Source organism: Simiduia agarivorans SA1 = DSM 21679 (assembly GCF_000305785.2).
Lineage (GTDB): Bacteria > Pseudomonadota > Gammaproteobacteria > Pseudomonadales > Cellvibrionaceae > Simiduia > Simiduia agarivorans.
The window spans coordinates 3,264,967-3,284,972 of record NC_018868.3 but is presented as its reverse complement, the minus strand read 5'-3'; the positions used below and the strand labels follow the sequence as shown (position 1 = coordinate 3,284,972).

Below are 20,006 nucleotides of genomic sequence, written 5' to 3'. Positions count from 1 at the left end.
AAGCCCTCGATACCCCAGCACTGTCCCGCCGGTCACCAAAAAACCCCACATATAGCCAAAACCCACCTTACCCACCACTAGGTATTGTGGCAGAATACGCGTTTACCGCACTCTTACCCCATCAGAACAAAGACAGGGACAGACCATGACCAGCACTTCACACGCCACCCCCACCGACCGCATTGCCGAACTGGCGCTGCAGCCGGCCTCGGTAGACATCTGGGATAAAAAGTACCGGCTCAAAGACGGCCAGGACAATCCGGTCGATGCCGATGTGCACGGTACCTGGCAACGGGTGGCCGAAGCGCTGGCGGCGGTGGAGCCGAAAAACAAAAAGCAGTGGCAGAAGGAATTCTTCTGGGCCCTGGAAAACGGCGCCATCCCCGCCGGCCGCATTGTGTCCAATGCCGGCGCCCAGGCCTACAAGCCGGCCACTTCTACCATTAACTGCACCGTCTCCGGCACCATCGAAGACTCCATGCAGGGCATTCTGGAAAAGAACCTCGAGGCCGGCCTGACCCTGAAGGCGGGCTGCGGCATTGGTTATGAGTTTTCCACCCTGCGCCCGCGCGGGGCTTATGTAAGCGGTGCCGGCGCTTACACCTCCGGCCCGCTGTCGTTCATGGATATCTTCGACAAGATGTGCTTTACCGTGTCTTCCGCCGGTGGCCGTCGTGGCGCCCAGATGGCCACCTTCGATGTGCATCACCCGGACGTGCAGGACTTCATCCGCGCCAAGCGCGAAGACGGCCGCCTGCGCCAGTTCAACCTGTCGTTGCTGATTACCGAAGACTTCATTGAAGCCGTAAAAGCCGAAGCGCCCTGGAAACTGTCCTTCCCCATGACCCGCCTGGATCTGGAAAACAATCCGGTGGATTTGCAGGACAGTGAGAAAGTGGTCTGGCGTCGGCTCGACCACCTGCACGATGAATTTGTGCGCAACCCACAGGGCGAAGTGGCCTGCCGTATTTTCCGCACCATGCCCGCGCGCCGCTTGTGGGACCAGATCATGGCGTCCACTTACGATTACGCCGAACCCGGTTTCATCCTGATTGACCGCGTGAACCAGATGAACAACAACTGGTTCTGCGAAGACATCCGTGCCACCAATCCCTGTGGCGAGCAGCCCTTGCCGCCCTATGGCAGCTGCCTGTTGGGCTCAGTGAACCTGACTCGGTTTGTGAAAGATGCATTCAAACCCGAGGCCGGATTTGACTGGGACCGATTCCGCAAGCTGGTGCGCATATTCACCCGCATGCTCGACAACGTGGTGGAAATCAATGGCCTTGCGCTGCCCGGCCAGCAGGCCGAAATCCAACGCAAGCGCCGTCACGGTATGGGCTTCTTAGGCCTGGGTTCCACCCTCACCATGCTGCGCATTCCCTACGGCACGCCAGCGTCCATCGCCTTCACCGAACAGGTCAGCAAAGAGCTGGCGCTGGCGGGCTGGCGCGAAGGTGTGGAGCTGGCCAAAGAGAAAGGTGCGGCACCAATTTTCGACGAGGACTTTGAAATCACCCACGAGCTGTTGCACAAGCAACCCGAGCTCAAGCAGTATTTCAAATTGGGCGAGAAGGTCAAAGGCCGCGTACTGCACGCCAAGTTCTCACGCTATATGCAACTGATTGGGGAAGAAGATCCGGCACTGATCGAGGCCATTGTGGAGCACGGCTGTCGCTTCACCCACCACTCATCCATTGCGCCCACCGGCACCATTTCGCTGAGTCTGGCCAACAACGCCTCCAACGGCATTGAACCCAGCTTTGCGCACCACTATTCGCGCAACGTGATCCGCGAAGGTAAAAAGTCCAAAGAAAAAGTGGATGTGTTTTCCTACGAGCTGCTGGCCTACCGCGAGCTGTTCAACCCGGACGCCATGCCCTATAGCCAGGACCCGGCCACGCAGCTGCCCGACTACTTTGTGACCAGTGATGACATCACACCGGAACAGCACGTGGACGTGCAAGCCGCGGCGCAACGTTGGGTGGACTCCAGCATCTCCAAAACCATTAATGTGCCGAGCGACATCAACTACGAAACCTTTAAAGATGTTTACCTGTACGCGCACTCCAAGGGCCTGAAAGGTTGCACCACCTTCCGCTTTAACCCGGAAGCCTTCCAGGGCGTATTGGTAAAAGAAGAGGATCTGGCCAACACCACCTATGAATTCACGCTGGAAGATGGCAGCACTGTGCGCTTTAAAGGCAACGACATAGTGACCTACGACGGCGAAGAGCACACCGCCGCCAACCTCTACGATGCATTGAAAGAAGGCTACTACGGGAAATTCTGACCATGACACAACTGACTATCGACAAAAAAATCACCGGCTTCAAAGTGGTCAAGCCCCAGGTGGAAGCCACTGAAAAACCGGAAGACAATGGCCCGGAAATCCAGCAGATGCACGAGAATATCGAGCGTCCGGAAATTCTCATTGGCGCCACCTACAAAATCAAAACGCCGCTGTCGGATCACGCGCTCTACATCACCATTAACGATGTGATCCTGAACCAGGGCACCGACCACGAAGTACGTCGCCCGTTCGAGATTTTCATCAATTCCAAAAACCTGGAACACTTCCAGTGGGTAGTGGCGCTCACGCGGGTAATTTCGGCGGTGTTCCGCAAGGGCGGTGACTGCACCTTCCTGGCGGAAGAACTGAAAGCCGTGTTCGATCCGCAGGGCGGCTACTTCAAATCCGGCGGCCGCTTCATGCCTTCATTGGTTGCCGAAATCGGCGAAGCCATCGAAAACCACATGAAGTCCATCGGCCTGCTGCAATCAGACGAAATGAGCGACCACCAGAAAGCCATTCTGGCGGAAAAGCGCGCCGAATACGAAGCCCGCAACACCACCCAGGCCGCCGCCGGCGAAACCGGCTACCCGGCCTCGGCCGAGCTCTGTAACAAATGCTCCACCAAAGCGGTAATCATTCTGGATGGCTGCAAAACCTGTTTGAGTTGCGGCAATTCCAAGTGCGGTTGATGCCGGCTATTATTTGAAGGTGGAATTTGAAGGTGGAATGCGCTGCGCTTATTCCACCCTACGTCAGAATGTAGGGTGGATTAAGCGCAGCGCATTCCACCACACCTTCCGCAACCACAGCTCGCCCCGCCATTGCCAACCCCACCCAAGTCTTCTACATTGATGGCTCCACTCCGCTCTGGAGACAGCCATGACACGGACACTTCTACTGGGCACCCGCAAGGGAACGGTTATTCTTGACCACACTTCCTCAGGCTGGCGGCCACGCACCATTGAGCATGCGGGCATTCCTGTGTGTTATGCCATCCGCGACCCGCGCACGGGCACACTCTGGTCCTGCCTCGATCATGGCCACTGGGGGCCGAAACTCTCCCGCTCTGAAGATGACGGTAAAAGCTGGCAGGACATCACCTCGCTGAAGTACCCGGAAGGCGCACGTTATATCACCAAATTTTTACCCACCGGTGATGAGGACGAGCAGCCTAAAGCAAACAACTATTCAAACGCTGCGGTTTATAAAATCTGGCACCTGGCCTTTGGTCACACCAGTCAGCCAGGCCGCATCTATGCCGGCACCATTCCAGGTGGTTTGTTTGTCTCCGATGACAATGGCGATAGCTGGACGTTAAACCGGCCTCTGTGGAATCACCCCAGCCGGGGCGGCGATTTATTTGTCGGCGACGCCACCAGTGAAAACACCTGGGCGGGCACACCGGCGAGTATTGACTACGGCATTTTCGAGCCCGGCATCCATTCCATTGTGGTCAACCCCACCAATCCCGATCATTTGTACGTAGCCATATCTACCGCCGGCGTGATGGAGTCCACCGATGGCGGCAACAGCTGGCGCTCCCGCAATCGCGGCCTGCGCATGGAATACATGCCAGATCCAGAGGCCGAATGGGGCCACGACCCACACTTCATGACCGCCTGCCCGGGCGCGCCGGAGTATTTATGGCAGCAAAATCATTGCGGCGTTTTCTTCAGCCGTGATGGTGGCGAGCAATGGCGTAAAGTCTCGCAACCGGATAACGGCGTGCATTTCGGTTTTCCCGTTGCCGTGCACGAAACTGACGGCAATATCGCCTGGGTGGTACCTGCCCGCAGCGATGATCTGCGCATGGCGCTTGCCGAGGGCTTGTGCGTGGCCCGCACTACTGACGGCGGTAAAACCTGGACCCGTTTCACCCAAGGGCTGCCGCAAACCAACGCCTACGATATCGTCTTGCGCCACGCGCTCGACATCAGCGGAAACACCCTGGCCTTTGGCAGCAGCACCGGCAATCTGTATTTATCGGACGACGGCGGTGAACACTGGCAATGTCTGGGCAACAACTTCCCACCGATTTATTCGGTACGCTTCGGATAACACACGTGGCCAGTGTTGAAGTTACTCAACACCTGTACCGTTATTTTCCCGTACTGGAAAATAACCTGCTGACGGCATCCGGCGCTACCGTTCGACAGGTGTTGGACCAGGTCAATCTAGTTGCGCCAGGCTTTCTCGATTATGTGCTGGATGAGCGCGGGCATGTGCGCAGGCATGTGAATATCTGCGTGAATCAATCGATGATCGCAGACCGTGTGAAGCTCAGTGACCCGGTCACAGAGCAAGACCGGGTGTTTATTTTTCAGGCGTTGAGTGGGGGCTAGTATTGGCGCTTGGTTGGAGAAATGTGAGGGTGGAATGCGAAGGTGGAATGCTAAGGTGGAATGCGCTTCGCTTATTCCACCCTACGGTCATTCCACCAAAGGTGTTAAACCAGTTCGGGGTTAACCAGATATTTTTCGCCGGTTTTCTTTGCCGTGTAGCGCGCAATGGTGCTTGGATTCAACATATCTTTCAGCCCGATCTCGTGAGAGAAGTGGCTGGCAAAGGTGGTTTTGATTTCCTTGGCGACGCGGGTTTGTAATTCCATCGCGCGCGCGCGGCCGATGCGTGCCATGAAACGCGGCAGCAACCAGCCACCCACCGCCCAGCTCATGCCATAGGCGCGCTTCAGAATGGTTGGACTTACATCCAAAGCGCCGTAGAGATACACCTGCTTTAACGGTTCGGAACCGTATGTATTCAGCCCTTTGATGTCTTTGCTGAGCACCGCTTCCATCATGGTCAGAATGTCGCTGGCCAGTTCGCCACCGCCGGTGGCATCGAACGCGAGGGTGGCGCCGGTATCGAGAATGGCCTGGTACAAATCCTGTTTAAAGGTGGGCGCGCTGGAGTTCACGATAATACTGGCACCAATGCGCTTCAGAATATCCACCTGCGCCTCAGAGCGTACAATATTCACCAATTGCACGCCATCGGCGATACAGATTTTGTTGAGCATCTGGCCCAGATTTGACGCGGCCGCTGTGTGCACTAACGCGGTGTGGCCTTCCAGACGCATGGTTTCAACCATACCCAGGGCTGTTAACGGATTCACGAAAGCCGAAGCCGCTTCACGCGCGGTGATTCCCGCCTGATGCGGCAAACAGCTGTGCGCCGGTACGCAGCAGTATTGGGCGTAGCAGGCACCACTCATGACCGAGACGGTTTTGCCCAGCAGCGCTTCGGCGCCGGCGCCGGCTTTTTCCACCACCCCCGCACCCTCGTTACCCACCGGCAGGCTCTGATCCCAACGGGATTTCATCGCGCCGATCCAGGACTGCAGGATCGGTGCTGTGAGCTGGGTCCGATCGGCGTTGATTTTGGCCTCGCGCAAATCGGCCGGGCCGAACAGCGGCCACATGTCGGACGGGTTAATGGGTGCCGCCTGCATACGCACCACCACCTCGCCCGGGCCCGGCTCTGGTACGGGTACCTGTTTCAGTACCACGTTCAATTCACCCTTCTGCTTGATCTCAGAAAAAATCTGTAGCGCGTCAGTCATGATGGTTTCCTGTATGCTCTGTTGGTCTTGTTTGTGCTGGCTGCGTTCAGCGGCCCAGTTTCCGTCGCACCATATGCAATGCTTCTGCCGCCTCATGCCCTTGGGGTGTCAGGTAGCCACCGTCCACATGGTCGGTCAGCCCCAGCTCAAACAGGCGCGCGGCGGCAGCCACGGTTTCCGGTGCTGCATCGCTGTGTACCTTTAGCCCCTGTTGGGTACTGCTCAGATCAAATTGCATGAGTAATGACAGTTCGTGAACAAAAGCGGGGTTCAGAGCCATGGGGCATCTCCTTGTTTTTACTCAGTATAGGGCACGCACTCAAGGCTGAGAAACACCGGTCACAATACCGGTGATAACAAGCGCGCCAAACGCACAGCTGCCCACCACCACAGCGGCCGGGCGTCCCAGTCACGCGGCTGCAGCTGCTCGGCATTGGCAAAATCCTCGGCCAGCATTGCCTCGGTTTCACGCGCCAGCGCCGGATCATCCACAATGACCGCCACTTCAAAATTCAGGCGGAAGGAACGGTTGTCCATATTGTGTGACCCCACCACAGTAGCCCGGTCATCAATCAGGCACACCTTCTGATGCATAAAGCCCTCGCGGCTGGCCATCAAGGTCACATTGACGTCTTTCAGCGCGTAAAAATAATGGTAAGCCGCCAGGTGCACCAGCCAGGAATCCGGCTTGCCCGTAGTGAGTATGCGCACGTCAACGCCTCTCAGCGCCGCCAGTTGCAAGGCCTTCATGACCGCTTCGTCCGGCACGAAATAAGGCGCGGTCAACCAGATCCGCTCCCGCGCTGCGCTGAATGCACTGACAAAATACAAACTGGCCGCCTCCAGCGGACCCGTCGGGCCCGTGGCCAGAATCATTGCCGGCAGGTCACCCGCAGGTCTTGGCTGCCAGTTCAACGCAGGCAACTGGCGGGTGGCCCAATACCAGTCCAGCAGCATCACGGACTGCAGCTGCAGCACCACCGGGCCCTCCAGCCGCATATGGGTATCGCGCCAGGGGCTCAGTGCCGGCACCCGATCCATGTACTCGTCACCCACATTGAGTCCGCCCAGCCAGCCGGTGTGACCATCCACCACCACCATCTTGCGGTGATTGCGGAAGTTAATCTGGAAGCGATTGCGGCGGCCCTGTTCCGGTTTGAAACCGGAGACATTCACACCTGCCTCGTGCAAGGGGGTCAGAAAGCTATCACTCAGGCCCCAGCTGCCGATTTCGTCATAGAGCAAGTTAACGCTTACACCCGCATTGGCCCGCTCGATCAGGCAGTCGCGTAGCTCGCGACCGAGCAGGTCATCATGAATCATATAAAACTGCACCAGTACATACTGCTCGGCACGGGCGATACCCGACAGAATACTGGCAAAGGTAGCCTGACCATTGATCAGTAATTGGGCGCTATTGCCGGACACCAGATGAGAGCGGGACAGCTGCGCCACCGCGCGGTACCAGCCCGGGGAGTCGGCACCGGTCAAGCTGAATGGCGCCAGTGCATCGTCACAGGTGCGCAGCAATTGCTCTATGTCGTCGGCCCGAGCTTCGAACGCATGCACCCGCCCCGCAAACCGGTTGCGGCCAAATACCAGGTAGGCGGGAACCGCGAAAAAAGGAAAGCTCACCAAACTGACCAACCAGGCCACTGTGCCCTGCGCGGTGCGCGCCGACGACAGTGCGTGAACAGCACATGCCCAGCCCAGAAGATAAAAGGCCAACAGCGACAACCCTAACAGCAGATCGACACTGAGCCATTGCAGCAGGTTTTCCAGCACGCCTTTTCCTTTTTTGATCCGTTTACAGACTCCTGACAATGGCTGTCAGTGCCCGGCGCTAATCTGATCCTACCCGAGCAACAGCAACGGGGGCAATTCACCAGCAAGGAACGAAATCATGAGCAATCAAATCAATGTGGTCTACCACTTTTCACTGGCACCAAAAGTCACCAAAGCAGATTTTCTCGCCGCCAACCAACCCATTGCTGAGCTGATGAAAGCCCAAGCCGGCTTTCATTACCGATCCGTGGCACAATGTGCCGACGGTAGCTGGCTGGACAGTGTATTCTGGGAGAATCCCGAATGCGCCAGCCAGGCCATGCAGGCGTTTGAGCAAAGCCCCCACGCGGCCGCATTCATGGCTGCGCTGGACACCAGCAGCGTGGTGCGACTGGAAGGTAGCATTGCACAATCGAGTATGGATTAACCCTGTGGTTACCCCTGCGCGCTGAACAGATCAGGATGCTAGTGTGCACAAAAGTGAACGCCTCTTTGAACTCGTCAATATTCTGCGCAGCCGGCATACGGCTATCAGCGCAGCGCAATTGGCCGAGCACTTCAAGGTGTCGGAACGGACGGTGTACCGCGACATTCAATCACTGCAGTTATCGGGGGTCGCCATTGAGGGCGAAGCCGGCGTAGGCTATGCCCTGCGCCGCGATGCCCACATTCCCCCGTTGCAATTCAGCCGTGACGAACTCGAAGCACTGCTTCTGGGTGCGCGCATGGCGCAAGGCTGGAGCGATGCCGCCATGGCGCGCAATGCCGAAAGCGCCATCACTAAAATTCTCGCCGCGCTGCCGGCGGCACTGAAGTCCACCGACCAGGAATTGGCCTTGAGGGTGCCCCGGTTTGAGAGCAATGCGCTGTTTACACAATTCAGCGAAGAATTCCGGCGCGCGATTAAAAGCCATCAGGTGGTGTTGATTGACTACCGGGACGTGGCTGGCGCCATTAGCCAGCGACGCATTGAGCCACTGGGTTTATTGTTCTGGGGTGCCACCTGGACGCTGGTGGCATTCTGCCAATTGCGCAACGCCTACCGTTGTTTCAGGCTGGATCGCATCAGTGCTATTCATATCACGGACGAACATTTTGCCACCCATCCAGGCAAAAACCTTCAGCATTGCCTGCTGCTGATGGAGTCCGAAGATATCGCCCACAATGCCCGCCAATCAACCGGCCATTAATCCGGCCCCCGGAATACAACAATCGCATGACAAGGACACCAAGGGTCATCCCTATCCCGTTCTGAGTAGGCAATCGGGTCGCTCACTACTCCCAATGCACAATTGTTGGCGCCTGCCGGTCACGCCAGAATAGCGTCAGAATCTTTGAACGGACGCCGTTGTGCTCGCAGTCAGTTTCATGCAATCCGGCCTGAAAATAGGCCGGCAGATGGGCCGCCACCTCCCGAGTTGGCCCCAGCAATGGGTGCTGTGCCTGTGCCTCAATCGCCTGCTGCGCGCAGAGCGACATGCGGGTGACTTTGATTTCCTTGCAGGCAAAACGTTGTCCATCGACGTCGAAGATTTCAGCCTTACCTATTGCATCACACTCAACCAACGGCGCTTTGTGCCAGGTACTGCACGCGCGGATGCCACCATCGCAGCCGAACTGACCGATTTGTTGAAGATCATCATCGGCGAGGCAGACCCCGATTCGCTGTTTTTCCAGCGTCGATTGCGCATCAGCGGCGATACCGAACTGGGACTTACTGCCAAAAACACGCTCGATGCGATAGACAGGCATCAGCTGCCCAGATCGTTACTGCTGCGTCTTAGCCAACTGACTCAGCTAATCGAACTCGCAGAAAACCAACACAAGGAGAGCAGCCGTGGAGCTGGTATGCCCGGCCGGTAGCTTGCCGGCACTGGATGTCGCACTGGCCAGTGGCGCCGACGCGGTGTACATCGGCTTTGCCGACGACACCAACGCGCGCCATTTTCAGGGCCTGAATTTCACGCCGCAAAAGGCCGCGATTGCGGCATCAAAAGTACACGCAGCGGGCAAAAAATTATTTGTCGCCATCAATACCTACGCTCAGGCCGGCGCGTTTCAACGCTGGCAGCGGGCCGTTGACCAAGCTGCAGATCTGGGTGTGGATGCATTGATTCTGGCGGATATGGGTGTAATGCATTACGCCCGGTCGCGCCACCCCGACCTGAACCTGCATTTGTCAGTTCAGGGCAGCGCCACCAACGCCGCAGCGCTGACGTTTTATCACCAGCATTTCGGTATCACACGCGCCGTACTGCCGCGTGTATTGTCACTGAAACAAGTCCAGCAACTGGCAGCGCAATCACCGGTCGCACTCGAAGTGTTTGGCTTTGGTAGTTTGTGCATCATGGCGGAGGGCCGCTGCCACCTGAGTTCTTACATCACAGGCCAGTCACCCAACATGAACGGCGTTTGTTCACCGGCCAGCGCCGTGCAGTGGCAACCCAAGGGAGAAGGAATGGACACCCGCCTGCAAGGCGTATTAATTGACCGTTTCGACGCCACCGAGCGCGCCGGCTACCCCACGCTGTGCAAAGGGCGGTTCGATGTTGAGGGCAAGCGCGCGCACGCGCTGGAAGAGCCCACCAGCCTCAATACCTTGAGCTTACTGCCAGCGTTACAAGCCGCCGGTATTGGCGCGGTGAAACTGGAGGGACGCCAACGCGGGCCGGCTTATATTGGTCAGGTGGTGAATGTGTGGCGCCAGGCACTGGATGCACTCCAGCGCGATCCCACCGGTTATCACGTGGCCCCCGAATGGAACCAATGCCTGGGCAAGCACGCCGAAGGTGTACAGACCACACTGGGCGCCTACGACCGGCCCTGGCAATAACCGGCAACAGCAGCGCACAATGAAACTCAGTCTCGGTCCAATACAGTATTTCTGGTCACACAAGGATGTGCTGGAATTTTATGCCCGCATGATCGAAACGCCGGTCAACACTCTGTATCTCGGGGAAGTGGTGTGCGGCAAACGGCGCGAACTGTCGCCCATCCAATGGATAGACCTGGCCCGCCAGCTGGCATCAAGCTGCGGCAAAGAAATCATTCTTTCTACGATGACATTAATCGAATCGGGTGCCGATCTGAAAGGCGTTAAGCGCCTGTGCGATAACGAAGGCTTATTGGTGGAAGCCAATGACATTGCCGCTATCCATTACCTATCGGAAAAAAAACTGCCCTTTGTGGCAGGACCGGCAATCAATATATACAACGCGCAAAGCCTGCAGTTTCTGATGAGCCAGGGCCTGAAACGCTGGGTGGTCCCGGTGGAGCTCGGCCAACAACAGTTGCGTGCGGCACTGACACCGCTGAAAGTGAAACCCGAAATCGAAGTGCTGGCCTGGGGCCGATTACCGTTGGCTTATTCGGCACGTTGTTTTACTGCCCGACACCATGGCGTCAAAAAAGACGACTGCGCCTTTGTCTGCCAGCAATACCCCGCGGGCCTGCAACTGAAGTCACAAGAATCGCAATCCCTGTTCACACTGAATGGGATTGCGACACTGTCCGGCATGCCAGTGAATCTGTTGAACCACCATGCCAGCCTCACCGATACCGGCGTCAGCCATGCCCGTATTTCGCCGGAGTGGGAACAAACGGAAATAGTGATCGAGACGTTCTATAACGCCTTGCGCGGCTCAAGCACCGCCAGCCTTGCCGGTGGCACTGATGGCTACTGGCGAGGTCAGCCCGGAATAGACCTTATCGCCAGGGAATAAAAATACCTGCTTAGCTGTTGAACAAAACGCTTGGCATTTTCACGCCAGCCACAAGGTCAATGTATCGTAATCGTGTGAACAATGCGTTGATCAATCGCCCCACCGCGCCTTTGATCCGCGCACATCGATATGCACAAAGGGGCCGTGAAAGGCATTTTTATCGTACAGACCCACACCGCCAGTCAGCTCGGTGGCACCGGTTCTTTTTACGTAGGTATCGGCGATGTTGTAGAGCAAGCGTGCATCTTCGATATTCGCTTTGCCGTCTTTGTTGAGATCATCCATGCTGCCATTGCGGTCTGCATCCACGTAGATATCAGCAGCGCCACCGTAGAGATGACGACTGGCGCCGACATTGCCTATGGAGCGGTTGTAGTGCGGTGTGCGATAACCACTCATGATGACGAAGCCCGGCGCATGAATGCCGCGTCCATTGAGTTCCTCCAGCAACAGCTCCAGCTTTTCCAGCAACCGTGGTCGCAATACCAGGTACTTGGGGTAACCACCCGCTTGTTTGCATTTGAACTCGCCTAACAGAAAATGCGGCGACACGCGTAACTTTTCCGTTTCCGGAGTGAGTGCAATGTAACCTTTGGGGGCCTGATAGCTGGCCAGCCCTTTGTGCGGTGGTGGGTAGTTGCCAATGCGATAGCCGTTGAGTTTTCCGTCTTTAATTTCTGTCGCCGGCACCAGGCCGAAAATCACTACGGTTACACTGGCACCGGACTTTGTGTGCTGCAAAGCCCATTGCTGAAAACTGCCGGCTGCCGGTGCGGCGATTTGCCAGGTTTGTTCAACCGGCGCCACCGGCGCTCCATCCAACCGGGCCGTGACGTCGGCCTGTGCCCGCATTTTCAGTCGCTCGCCGGGCATTAACGCCCGAAACGTGTGATTGTGTTGCACTTTGTAATCGTTCAGCCACACATCGAAACCGGCGCGCGATGGATCATAGCCGGCGGCCAGGCACGCAGCACTCGCCAGCCAGAGCAGTAGCAGGGAAACAGTTTTCATCCGGGGGTATCCTGGACAGGGACCTGTCCGGTAAGGGGTTGGGCGAGCGCCGCGATCAGGGGCGCGTCGCGATTATATACATCTTTGCGGAAGTGCAAAGTCCCCTCCCGATCCACCCAGGCGGTCCAGTATTCGATGTGAATGGGCATGGCCGTTTTCAGGTTGACGGTTTTAATGGCACCCTCGGCCAACCACTGGTCGATCGTAGCCCGGTCAATGCCCTGATCCGCCAGCAGGTACTCCGCCAGTGCCATCGGGTCGGCAACCCGGATACAGCCCGAGCTGAACGCCCGGTCTTCTTCCTGGAACAATTCCCGCGCGGGCGTGTCGTGCAAATAAACATCGTAACGATTGGGGAACATGAACTTAACCTGCCCCAGCGCATTCAAGGGGCCTGGCATCTGTACCAATCGGTAAGGGAAATTCCGCGGTGTCAGAGTTGCCCAGTCTATCGTGCCGGGATCTACTTCAACCTGACTGCCGTGCGGGTACACTTTGAAGCCCATACGGCTCAGATAATCCGGGTCTTTCTGGATATCCGGCAACTTGTCCTGCACTGCCAACTTCACTGGCACAGTCCAGGTTGGATTAAACACCAGATAACGCATGCGATCGCTGAACACCGGCGTCTTGCGATAGTGCCGCCCGACGATCACCGGCATGCGCACGGCGGGCTGACCAGCCTCGTACACTGTGAGCGAAAAGTCTGCGATATTGACCAACAAAAAGCGGTGCCCGAAATCCTCACCCAACCAGCGCCAGCGCTCGAGATTGGCCACGAGCTGCCGGGCCCGTTCTGCCGGCGTCACATTCAGCTGCGTCAAGGTGGCTTTGCCTATGACGCCATCCTGCTTGAGGCCATGGCGCATCTGGAAACGTTTGACCGCGTCCACCAATTCAGACGCGTATTGATTGAACAACCGGTCTTCGTCTGACAGATCACCCCAGTACCGTAAACGTTGGGCGATCGAGGCCAGCCGGGCGTCCGATGCGCCCGGCTCAATTTTTGGCGAGACCGCCAGCGCGGGCCACTCCGATGCCGGGTGCTCGGTCAGCCAGGCCAGGCGGCTTAGCAACCGGTCGTAGCGCGCCTGGCTGGGCCGCAATGCCGTGAGTTTTTCCACCACCGGGTCGCCGCCATTCGGCAGAAGATGCTGAACCAGATCCCGCGTCCGGGGATTAGCGACCCAATCTGCATTGAGGCTTGCCACATCCACTTTACCCTTGAGCAGATGATGCGCAAGCATGAGGTGAGCATCGGTCATCAACAGGTCAAACGCCAACCAATCCTGGCGCGCAAGCGCAGCCTGCAGCGCAGGATAGTGATAATCCACTGCCAACAACCCTTCGAGGTGGATGTTACCCAGAAAATCGAACAACGCATTGGCTTCATCGCTCAATGCCAGCACGCCCGCGCTGTTGACGGACCACCGGTATTGGAAACCCGAAAGTTCATAAAACCGCGCGGTGTCCTGAGGCAGGTGTAGCATTGCCCCGCCGGCCTCGGCAGCGAAACCCGCATGCCAGCTCTCAACTTGCTGACGCAAGGACTCCGCCGCTGACACGTGACTGCAAAACAGCGCCGACAGCAATAGCAGTTGCTTGATCAAACGAATCATGAAGGGTTACCCGGTAAGGATCGCGAAAGAATATTGGAGGGTATCAAACTAGCAAAGCCGGGCAATCTGCTCAATGTAAAACGGTAGCCCGGGGTCCTGAGCTACCGTTAAACGGCATGAGAGGAAGGTTATTGACTTAATTCGTCGCTGATTGCCGCCACTAATTTTTTATCAGCGGGTTCAACAAAACTGCCAAAATGCTGTATCCGGGTACCGTCTGCACTGACCAGGTATTTATTGAAGTTCCACGCGGGCTCGCTTGATGCCGCCCCCAACACCTTGAACGTAGGATTCGCCTGGTCTCCGCGCACATGGGTGGGTGCCAGCATGGTAAAGGTCACACCGTAATTGATGTAGCAAATGTCCGCGGCTTTGGCTTCGTCTTTGTTTTCCTGCTTGAAGTCGTCACTGGCAAATCCCACCACCACCAGCCCCTGATCCTTGAAGCGCTGGTAGAGCTGCTCGAGCCCCTTGAATTGCGGGGTAAACCCGCAATGACTGGCGGTATTGACCAACAAGTAGGCTTTAGCCTCGTCACGGCAGACGCTCTCCACAGCGGTGCTGTGCAGTTTACGGTATTCCTGATTGAGAAAATCCGGGCAGGCCGCCGATGCCGACACACTCAGACCTGCCAAGGCAAGCGCCACTAACGAACACAAAATTTTATTCACGCAATAATCCCCGATTAATCAATGATCCGGTAGGTACGACGCCCATCCGGCGCTGGATCAGGCTAACTCCACCCGGTTGCGGCCGGCATTTTTGGCCGCGTAAAGGGCGTTGTCGGCGCGCTGAATCAACCGGGGGAAATCCTGGTCTGCCGGTTGGTACTGCGCAACGCCAATACTGATGGTGACGGTAAGGTCATCGGCAACAGCGCGCATATCCGCCTGCTCCACCCGTTTGCGCAAGCGCTCGGCAACTTCCGTCGCCTGCCCCACATCAGCGCCGGGCAGAATCGCAAGAAACTCTTCGCCTCCGGTTCTGCCCACCAAGTCGCCTTTGCGCACCACGCCACCGGAGATGCGCGCCAGCGTTTGCAACACCGAGTCACCCACATCGTGACCCCAGGTGTCATTGATGCGTTTAAAATAATCCACATCAAATACCAGAATGGAGAATGCGCTCTCGTCTCCGATACAGCGCAACAGGATGTCCCCACCGTAGGCGTACACCGCGCGCCGGTTGGGCATACCGGTCAATTCATCGGTCAGTGCCAGCTGGTGCATCCGGCGCGAATGGCGCCACTGCTTGTGGCCCCACACTCCCAGCACGGTTAACAGCACAGCCGACAAGACAAACACTAAACCCTGCCAGCGGCGGCGCTCCTCCAGACTTTCCAGGCGGGCGTTCTGGGCGCGCGATTCCGCCCGCAGCATTTCATTCTCAGCTTCCTTCCGGGCCGAATCAAACTCTACGCGCAACCGGGTGCTGGTGAGTTCGCGTTGTTTTTTGGCCAGGGTTTCCTGGGTTTGCTGGTAGATTTGCATCGCGTTAAACGCGGCTTCCCACTGCCCCGTTTGCGCCAGCGCTTCGGCTTTCAGCTTCTGGACCCACGACAGATAGCGCAGACTCTCATGCTGGGCCAGAGGCGCCTCGGCCTCGACAATGTGAACCAGCGCCGATTCAGCCTGGTCCTTGTCAACCAGCACCGCCGCGGTCAATAGATGCCAGAGCGCGAGGGTACCGCCATCGTAGGACAGGTGCAGCAGGGGCTCGGCTTGTTTCAGATAGGTCCACGCCGCGTCCGGTTGCCCGGCGCGTTGCCGGTTGTCCGCCAGGCTGATCAGCGTGCTCAATACACCGTACTGCTCGTTTTTCTCGCGATAATTTTTGAGTTGATCGGCGTAAATCGCCTCGGCCGCAGCAAATTCACCCAACTCATCTAACGTCAGCGCCAGCAATGTCTCCGACTGGCGAACGCTGTCCTGATCACCGCGCTGGCGGAACTGCTGAATAACATCTTCCAGCAGTTCGCGCGCCTGTACATAGTCGCCCATGCGCCGATAGGTGTTCGCAATCATCGACACGTAGTAGGTGGACCAATACCGTATGCCGAGGCTGTGGAAAATGTGATGTGCGGCCTGAAAGTCTTCCAGCGCCTGCCCCAGATCGCCCCTGAAAGCCATCAACTCCGCTCTGGCGCCCAACGCATCGGCCACCAAACGGCGGTCCTCCGCCTGTTCGGCCAGTGCCAGCGCCGCATTGTAGTCCGATTGCGCGTCAGTCCATTCGCCGATGAGTTCGCGGAACCAGCCCCGGCACAGGGTGAAATCAGCTTGGGCTGCAAGATGTTCTTCAGCTTTGGCGGCTTTGATCCATTGCTCCGCCTGCGCAATCGCGGCAAACGCTTCATCCTTGTTGGAGTCGGGCTGGTACCAACAGGCCAGCCGGTCATAGCGCTCGCGCATGCGCGCATCGCTCATGTCAATCTGTTGCCTGAGCTGCGCCAATTTACTCTTGTAGAGTTCCAGCCCACCAATAAATTCCGCATTTTCAAGACCGCGGAACAGCTCCTCAGCACTCAGCGATTCCGATTCGGCCAATACGGCAGGTGCGCCCACACACAGGGCGATAGAACAGGCCAATCCCGACCCAAAAGCGACAGATAAGATCCATTGTCTGGTGCGATATTTTTTTGTCATTGGCGACCAGCAATTGTTAGACACGGGAAGTATAAGCGAAAAACCCGTTCGTACCATTGTACAGACTGCGCATTTTCAACGAGAGTGGTGCCCAGCCGGTAAGATAAGGGCGTGCGCAGTGACGGCGAACCGGCGGCCCCTTTCCAATCGCCATAAAAAAAGCCCCGTCGGGGACGGGGCTTTTAGGGTACAACGCACGGACGCTTAGTCGATCTCAACCTGGCGCTTGGCCTGATTGTTGGGCAGCAACCACATGTAGTCACCGCTTCCGGACACGCGCTCGATCTTCACGCGTGAACGTGGATCGATAGCGACGGACGAGGCTTCGAGCTTGATTTCGTTAGCCAGGTCAATGCTACCGTATTGAACGTCAACCGCATCCCCATTGGTTTGATCGTAGGATTCAAACCAGTAGTTGAAAGTGGTATCGCCTTCGGTCAGGAAGCCGTAGTCACCGTACAGTTCCACCGTGTGAATAGCGGACGCATCGTTGTAGTCATTGGCCACCAGGTATTCCAGCAGGAAACTGCCGGTATTCAGGTTTTGCAATGCGGTCACCATTTGACCACTTGGGTCAGAGGCGCCCTGCAACCAGCCCAGATCGTAGGTGTACAGGATGTAGTCATCGATGCCGTCTTCATCGGTATCGATGTACATGGCCGACCAGAGCGAGGACAGGTTGTTCCAGGGCTGCTCGGTGGCTAAACCGAATTGCAACACAGGAGTACCGAAGTCCGCGGTACGCCAGCCAAGGGCCTTGATGGCGTTTGGTGCGTCGTCGAGCAACAACCCGCCTTCACCGGCCAGCGTAAAGCCTTCGGCGATACCCATGCCCTGACCCTGGTTGTGTAACACAAAGTTACCGCGGGGGTCTTTGCGGGCCCGCACGCGCGATGCCGGGTCAACCACAGCCAGATAGCCTACGGTCAACTTGTCTTCGCCGTCGTCAAAGATCAGCCAGCCGTCCACTTCTGTCTGGCTGACAAAGGCGTCGTCAGCCGGCAGCTCGGACGCGTCGATTTTCATCGACACCATGACCGGGCGCTTCATGTTCCGACCGACATGTACACGGCTCGGGAAGTCCAACGTCACACCGGGCAGCGCACGATTTGGCACGTGGGTGACGTTGTAGCTGCGCGAGGAACCTGACATGTTCTTCAGCATAACCAATTCAAACACGCGGCTGTCGCGGTCTTCATTGATACGGCCAAAGCTGATGGCACCCGGCTGGATGTAACTGGTGAGCTTGGCAGCCTCACCCACGTTGATCACACCGGTACCCTGCAGCGTCAATGGATAAGGCGTATTCGAACCCGGGCCGGCAATGTTGGCCGGATGGGACGAGTTCTGCAGCATGGCCTTGATGGCATTGGGCTTCAGTTGCGGGAACTTCTGCACCAGTACCGCCGCGGCACCCGCCACATGCGGCGTTGCCATGGAGGTACCCGACAGTGAAGACGCGCCATCGCCAGAACGGGCTGCAGCGGAGGAGATACCTACACCTGGCGCGCTGACGTCGGGCTTGAAGCTGGAGCTGCCACCGTTCGGACCGCGCGAAGAGAATGCCGCCAGGGTGTCATCGTCCTCGGGGAATTCCACCAGGTTAGCAGCATCGAAGACACCTTCTGGCATATCACCGCCGGAGATAGCGCCATAAATGTTTGCGCCTTCCGTCAGGGAGATCATCGCACCGGCCAGATCAACCGGGCTTCCGCCCATGATGATGGGAGCCCCTTCCACGTTGTTGAAAACCAGTGCCGCAACCGCGCCGGCATCCTTGGCATTCTGCAACTTGGTGGTGAACGCACACGCGCCGCGCTGCAGGAACGCTACCTTGCCGGTCATGTCATTGGCCAGCGGCGTACAGGCGTTGAGCGGGCTGGCGATCTCCAATGGACCTTCCAGCACATTGCCTTCTTCCAACGGCGGGGAAATGGCCGCGTAGGCCGCGCGATAGTCGCCGCCAACCTGATCACTGTTGATCTTGACGGCAAATTCTTTTGCGCCACCGGCAACGGATGCCGCGACAGAAATAACATCCTCACCTGCAGACGGGGCACCCAGCACGTAAGGCACGCCATTGCCGGCATTGCCCGCAGCCACGACTACCACTACGCCCATCTTGGACGCATTGTCAGCCGCCACCGAGGACGGATCATCGGGGTGTCCGAAGTCTGAACCCAGGCTCATGTTGATTACGTCGGCGCGATCATCTACCGAGCCATCGCCATTGGGGTCGAGCGCATATTCAATCGCATCTACCGTCAGGTTGGTGGAACCGGCCACATCACCGAACACTTTCAGTGCCCAGATTTCCGCGTCTTTTGCCACACCGGCGCCAACCTTGCCTTCCACACCGTTACCGGCAGCAGAACCCGCTACGTGGGTGCCGTGGCCGTTGTAATCCATGGGGTCCGGATCAGGCTGAGGGATGCGCTGTTCGGGAGTGCCACCGGCATGGTAGTTGGTGCCTGCAAAGTCGTAACCGCGGGTCACTTTGCCGGTTGGGAAGGTACCGGGCTCGATTGTGGTGGGGTCATTGCCCTCGTAGTTACCATCGCCGCCAAAGTTCAGGTGCGCGTAATCCACACCGGTATCGATTACGGCAATCTTGGTGCCGGCACCGGAGAAGCCTTCAGCCCAGGCATCGGTTGCGCCAATCCAGGGCACGGAAACGTCGTTCAGCAACTTGTGCTCGGCGATGCGCATGACACGTTTTACGCCCACCAGCGATTGGATAGTTGCCAGGTCGCGGCGATTGACCTGCCATTTGGAGCCGTTGACGCCGGCCTTGAAGCTCTTGACCTCAACCGCGCCCAGCTTTTCCAGCTTGCTACGGATTGCAGCCTGCTCGGCGCGGATTTTTTCTGCGTGAGCCAGCTGGCGCTCAACGGTGGGCTCGGCTTCAGTCGCGGCCAACTCATTGACCACAAAGCCCGCCACTGAAGGTGACTCCAGCTCGACAAATATTTCAATGCGGTTCTGACCATTGGCGATGGGCGCCTTGGCCGCGTCCAATGGGGTTCTCTCTAATGACAGCTTGCTGGGGTCCAGACCTTGCGCACCTGCCAGTGCAGCCACAGAACAGGAAAGGCACAGTGCCAGGGATTGCCCCAAGGCCCCAAATCTTTTTTTGTGCATGACGCCGACTCCTTCGACAAATTAAACAAGACCACCGCGCTTGTGGCGCGTTGGTATCGTGGATGGGGAAGCACCGTACCTGGTAATACTTCATGTAGGCCGGAATCTTCCAGCGGGGAGCCCGGATTGGGTCAATCCACACCCCACCAGCGAGACTCTGAACAACCTGAAAAACGTGATAATTATTGTGGTTATTCGAAGCACCTCTTGAGAACGAAAGAGTCG

At 57.4% G+C, this 20,006-nt stretch carries 17 protein-coding genes; 9 read left to right on the top strand and 8 right to left on the bottom strand.

Annotation, left to right across the window (positions count from 1 at the left end; genetic code table 11):
• The first annotated feature begins 145 nt into the window (after positions 1-145).
• From M5M_RS14830 to M5M_RS14815, 4 genes are all read left to right on the top strand, one after another.
• Entirely contained in the window at positions 146-2,293 is a 2,148-nt protein-coding gene (locus M5M_RS14830; protein ID WP_016389655.1) for an adenosylcobalamin-dependent ribonucleoside-diphosphate reductase, read from the top strand.
• 2 nt (positions 2,294-2,295) lie between these two features.
• Positions 2,296-2,985, top strand: coding sequence for a TSCPD domain-containing protein (locus M5M_RS14825; protein WP_015048308.1), 690 nt, complete (start codon positions 2,296-2,298; stop codon positions 2,983-2,985).
• A gap of 190 nt (positions 2,986-3,175) precedes the next feature.
• Positions 3,176-4,354 carry a WD40/YVTN/BNR-like repeat-containing protein gene (locus M5M_RS14820; RefSeq protein ID WP_015048307.1) on the top strand — a complete coding sequence of 393 codons (1,179 nt, stop codon included), beginning with the start codon at positions 3,176-3,178 and terminating at the stop codon, positions 4,352-4,354.
• A 5-nt stretch (positions 4,355-4,359) separates the two neighbouring features.
• Positions 4,360-4,638 carry a MoaD/ThiS family protein gene (locus tag M5M_RS14815; protein ID WP_015048306.1) on the top strand — a complete coding sequence of 93 codons (279 nt, stop codon included), beginning with the start codon at positions 4,360-4,362 and terminating at the stop codon, positions 4,636-4,638.
• Positions 4,639-4,742: 104 nt separating this feature from the next.
• On the opposite strand, the gene M5M_RS14810 is transcribed toward M5M_RS14815, so the two are convergent.
• Genes M5M_RS14810 through cls form a run of 3 tightly spaced genes read right to left on the bottom strand, consistent with a single transcriptional unit; the run spans position 4,743 to position 7,643 of the window.
• Positions 4,743-5,858: a zinc-binding dehydrogenase gene (locus M5M_RS14810; RefSeq protein ID WP_015048305.1), complete on the bottom strand. Its 1,116-nt coding sequence runs from the start codon at positions 5,856-5,858 to the stop codon at positions 4,743-4,745.
• Positions 5,859-5,904: 46 nt separating this feature from the next.
• Positions 5,905-6,138: a TIGR02647 family protein gene (locus M5M_RS14805; RefSeq protein WP_015048304.1), complete on the bottom strand. Its 234-nt coding sequence runs from the start codon at positions 6,136-6,138 to the stop codon at positions 5,905-5,907.
• A 59-nt stretch (positions 6,139-6,197) separates the two neighbouring features.
• Positions 6,198-7,643: a cardiolipin synthase gene (cls, locus tag M5M_RS14800; protein WP_015048303.1), complete on the bottom strand. Its 1,446-nt coding sequence runs from the start codon at positions 7,641-7,643 to the stop codon at positions 6,198-6,200.
• 118 nt (positions 7,644-7,761) lie between these two features.
• On the opposite strand from cls, the gene M5M_RS14795 reads away from it, so the two are divergent.
• From M5M_RS14795 to M5M_RS14775, 5 genes are all read left to right on the top strand, one after another.
• Positions 7,762-8,070, top strand: coding sequence for an antibiotic biosynthesis monooxygenase family protein (locus M5M_RS14795; protein WP_015048302.1), 309 nt, complete (start codon positions 7,762-7,764; stop codon positions 8,068-8,070).
• A 43-nt stretch (positions 8,071-8,113) separates the two neighbouring features.
• Positions 8,114-8,833 carry a helix-turn-helix transcriptional regulator gene (locus tag M5M_RS14790; RefSeq protein WP_015048301.1) on the top strand — a complete coding sequence of 240 codons (720 nt, stop codon included), beginning with the start codon at positions 8,114-8,116 and terminating at the stop codon, positions 8,831-8,833.
• A gap of 160 nt (positions 8,834-8,993) precedes the next feature.
• On the top strand, positions 8,994-9,506 hold the full coding sequence (gene ubiT, locus M5M_RS14785; protein WP_016389650.1) for a ubiquinone anaerobic biosynthesis accessory factor UbiT: 513 nt from the start codon (positions 8,994-8,996) through the stop codon (positions 9,504-9,506).
• Positions 9,481-10,476, top strand: a complete 996-nt coding sequence (gene ubiU, locus M5M_RS14780; protein WP_015048299.1) for a ubiquinone anaerobic biosynthesis protein UbiU — start codon at positions 9,481-9,483, stop codon at positions 10,474-10,476. Before ubiT ends, ubiU begins: the two co-directional genes overlap by 26 nt.
• Before the next feature lie 19 nt (positions 10,477-10,495).
• Entirely contained in the window at positions 10,496-11,365 is an 870-nt protein-coding gene (locus M5M_RS14775; protein WP_015048298.1) for a U32 family peptidase, read from the top strand.
• A 90-nt stretch (positions 11,366-11,455) separates the two neighbouring features.
• Here M5M_RS14775 and M5M_RS14770 read toward each other — a convergent pair whose 3' ends face one another.
• From M5M_RS14770 to M5M_RS14750, 5 genes are all read right to left on the bottom strand, one after another.
• Positions 11,456-12,376, bottom strand: a complete 921-nt coding sequence (locus M5M_RS14770; RefSeq protein ID WP_015048297.1) for a D-Ala-D-Ala carboxypeptidase family metallohydrolase — start codon at positions 12,374-12,376, stop codon at positions 11,456-11,458.
• Complete coding sequence (locus tag M5M_RS14765; RefSeq protein ID WP_015048296.1) at positions 12,373-13,995, bottom strand: L,D-transpeptidase family protein; 1,623 nt, start codon at positions 13,993-13,995, stop codon at positions 12,373-12,375. Before M5M_RS14765 ends, M5M_RS14770 begins: the two co-directional genes overlap by 4 nt.
• 128 nt (positions 13,996-14,123) lie before the next feature.
• Positions 14,124-14,666, bottom strand: a complete 543-nt coding sequence (locus M5M_RS14760) for a glutathione peroxidase (RefSeq protein WP_015048295.1) — start codon at positions 14,664-14,666, stop codon at positions 14,124-14,126.
• Positions 14,667-14,723: 57 nt separating this feature from the next.
• On the bottom strand, positions 14,724-16,583 hold the full coding sequence (locus tag M5M_RS14755; RefSeq protein ID WP_024330493.1) for a tetratricopeptide repeat-containing diguanylate cyclase: 1,860 nt from the start codon (positions 16,581-16,583) through the stop codon (positions 14,724-14,726).
• A gap of 261 nt (positions 16,584-16,844) precedes the next feature.
• Positions 16,845-19,781, bottom strand: coding sequence for a S8 family serine peptidase (locus M5M_RS14750; RefSeq protein ID WP_015048293.1), 2,937 nt, complete (start codon positions 19,779-19,781; stop codon positions 16,845-16,847).
• Positions 19,782-20,006: the final 225 nt, after the last annotated feature.

Coding starts and splice junctions, on each gene's coding strand:
- M5M_RS14830 (WP_016389655.1), top strand. CDS start 146: ATGACCAGCACTTCACACGCCACCCCCACCGACCGCATTGCCGAACTG.
- M5M_RS14825 (WP_015048308.1), top strand. CDS start 2,296: ATGACACAACTGACTATCGACAAAAAAATCACCGGCTTCAAAGTGGTC.
- M5M_RS14820 (WP_015048307.1), top strand. CDS start 3,176: ATGACACGGACACTTCTACTGGGCACCCGCAAGGGAACGGTTATTCTT.
- M5M_RS14810 (WP_015048305.1), bottom strand. CDS start 5,858: ATGACTGACGCGCTACAGATTTTTTCTGAGATCAAGCAGAAGGGTGAA.
- M5M_RS14805 (WP_015048304.1), bottom strand. CDS start 6,138: ATGGCTCTGAACCCCGCTTTTGTTCACGAACTGTCATTACTCATGCAA.
- M5M_RS14795 (WP_015048302.1), top strand. CDS start 7,762: ATGAGCAATCAAATCAATGTGGTCTACCACTTTTCACTGGCACCAAAA.
- M5M_RS14775 (WP_015048298.1), top strand. CDS start 10,496: ATGAAACTCAGTCTCGGTCCAATACAGTATTTCTGGTCACACAAGGAT.
- M5M_RS14770 (WP_015048297.1), bottom strand. CDS start 12,376: ATGAAAACTGTTTCCCTGCTACTGCTCTGGCTGGCGAGTGCTGCGTGC.
- M5M_RS14765 (WP_015048296.1), bottom strand. CDS start 13,995: ATGATTCGTTTGATCAAGCAACTGCTATTGCTGTCGGCGCTGTTTTGC.
- M5M_RS14750 (WP_015048293.1), bottom strand. CDS start 19,781: ATGCACAAAAAAAGATTTGGGGCCTTGGGGCAATCCCTGGCACTGTGC.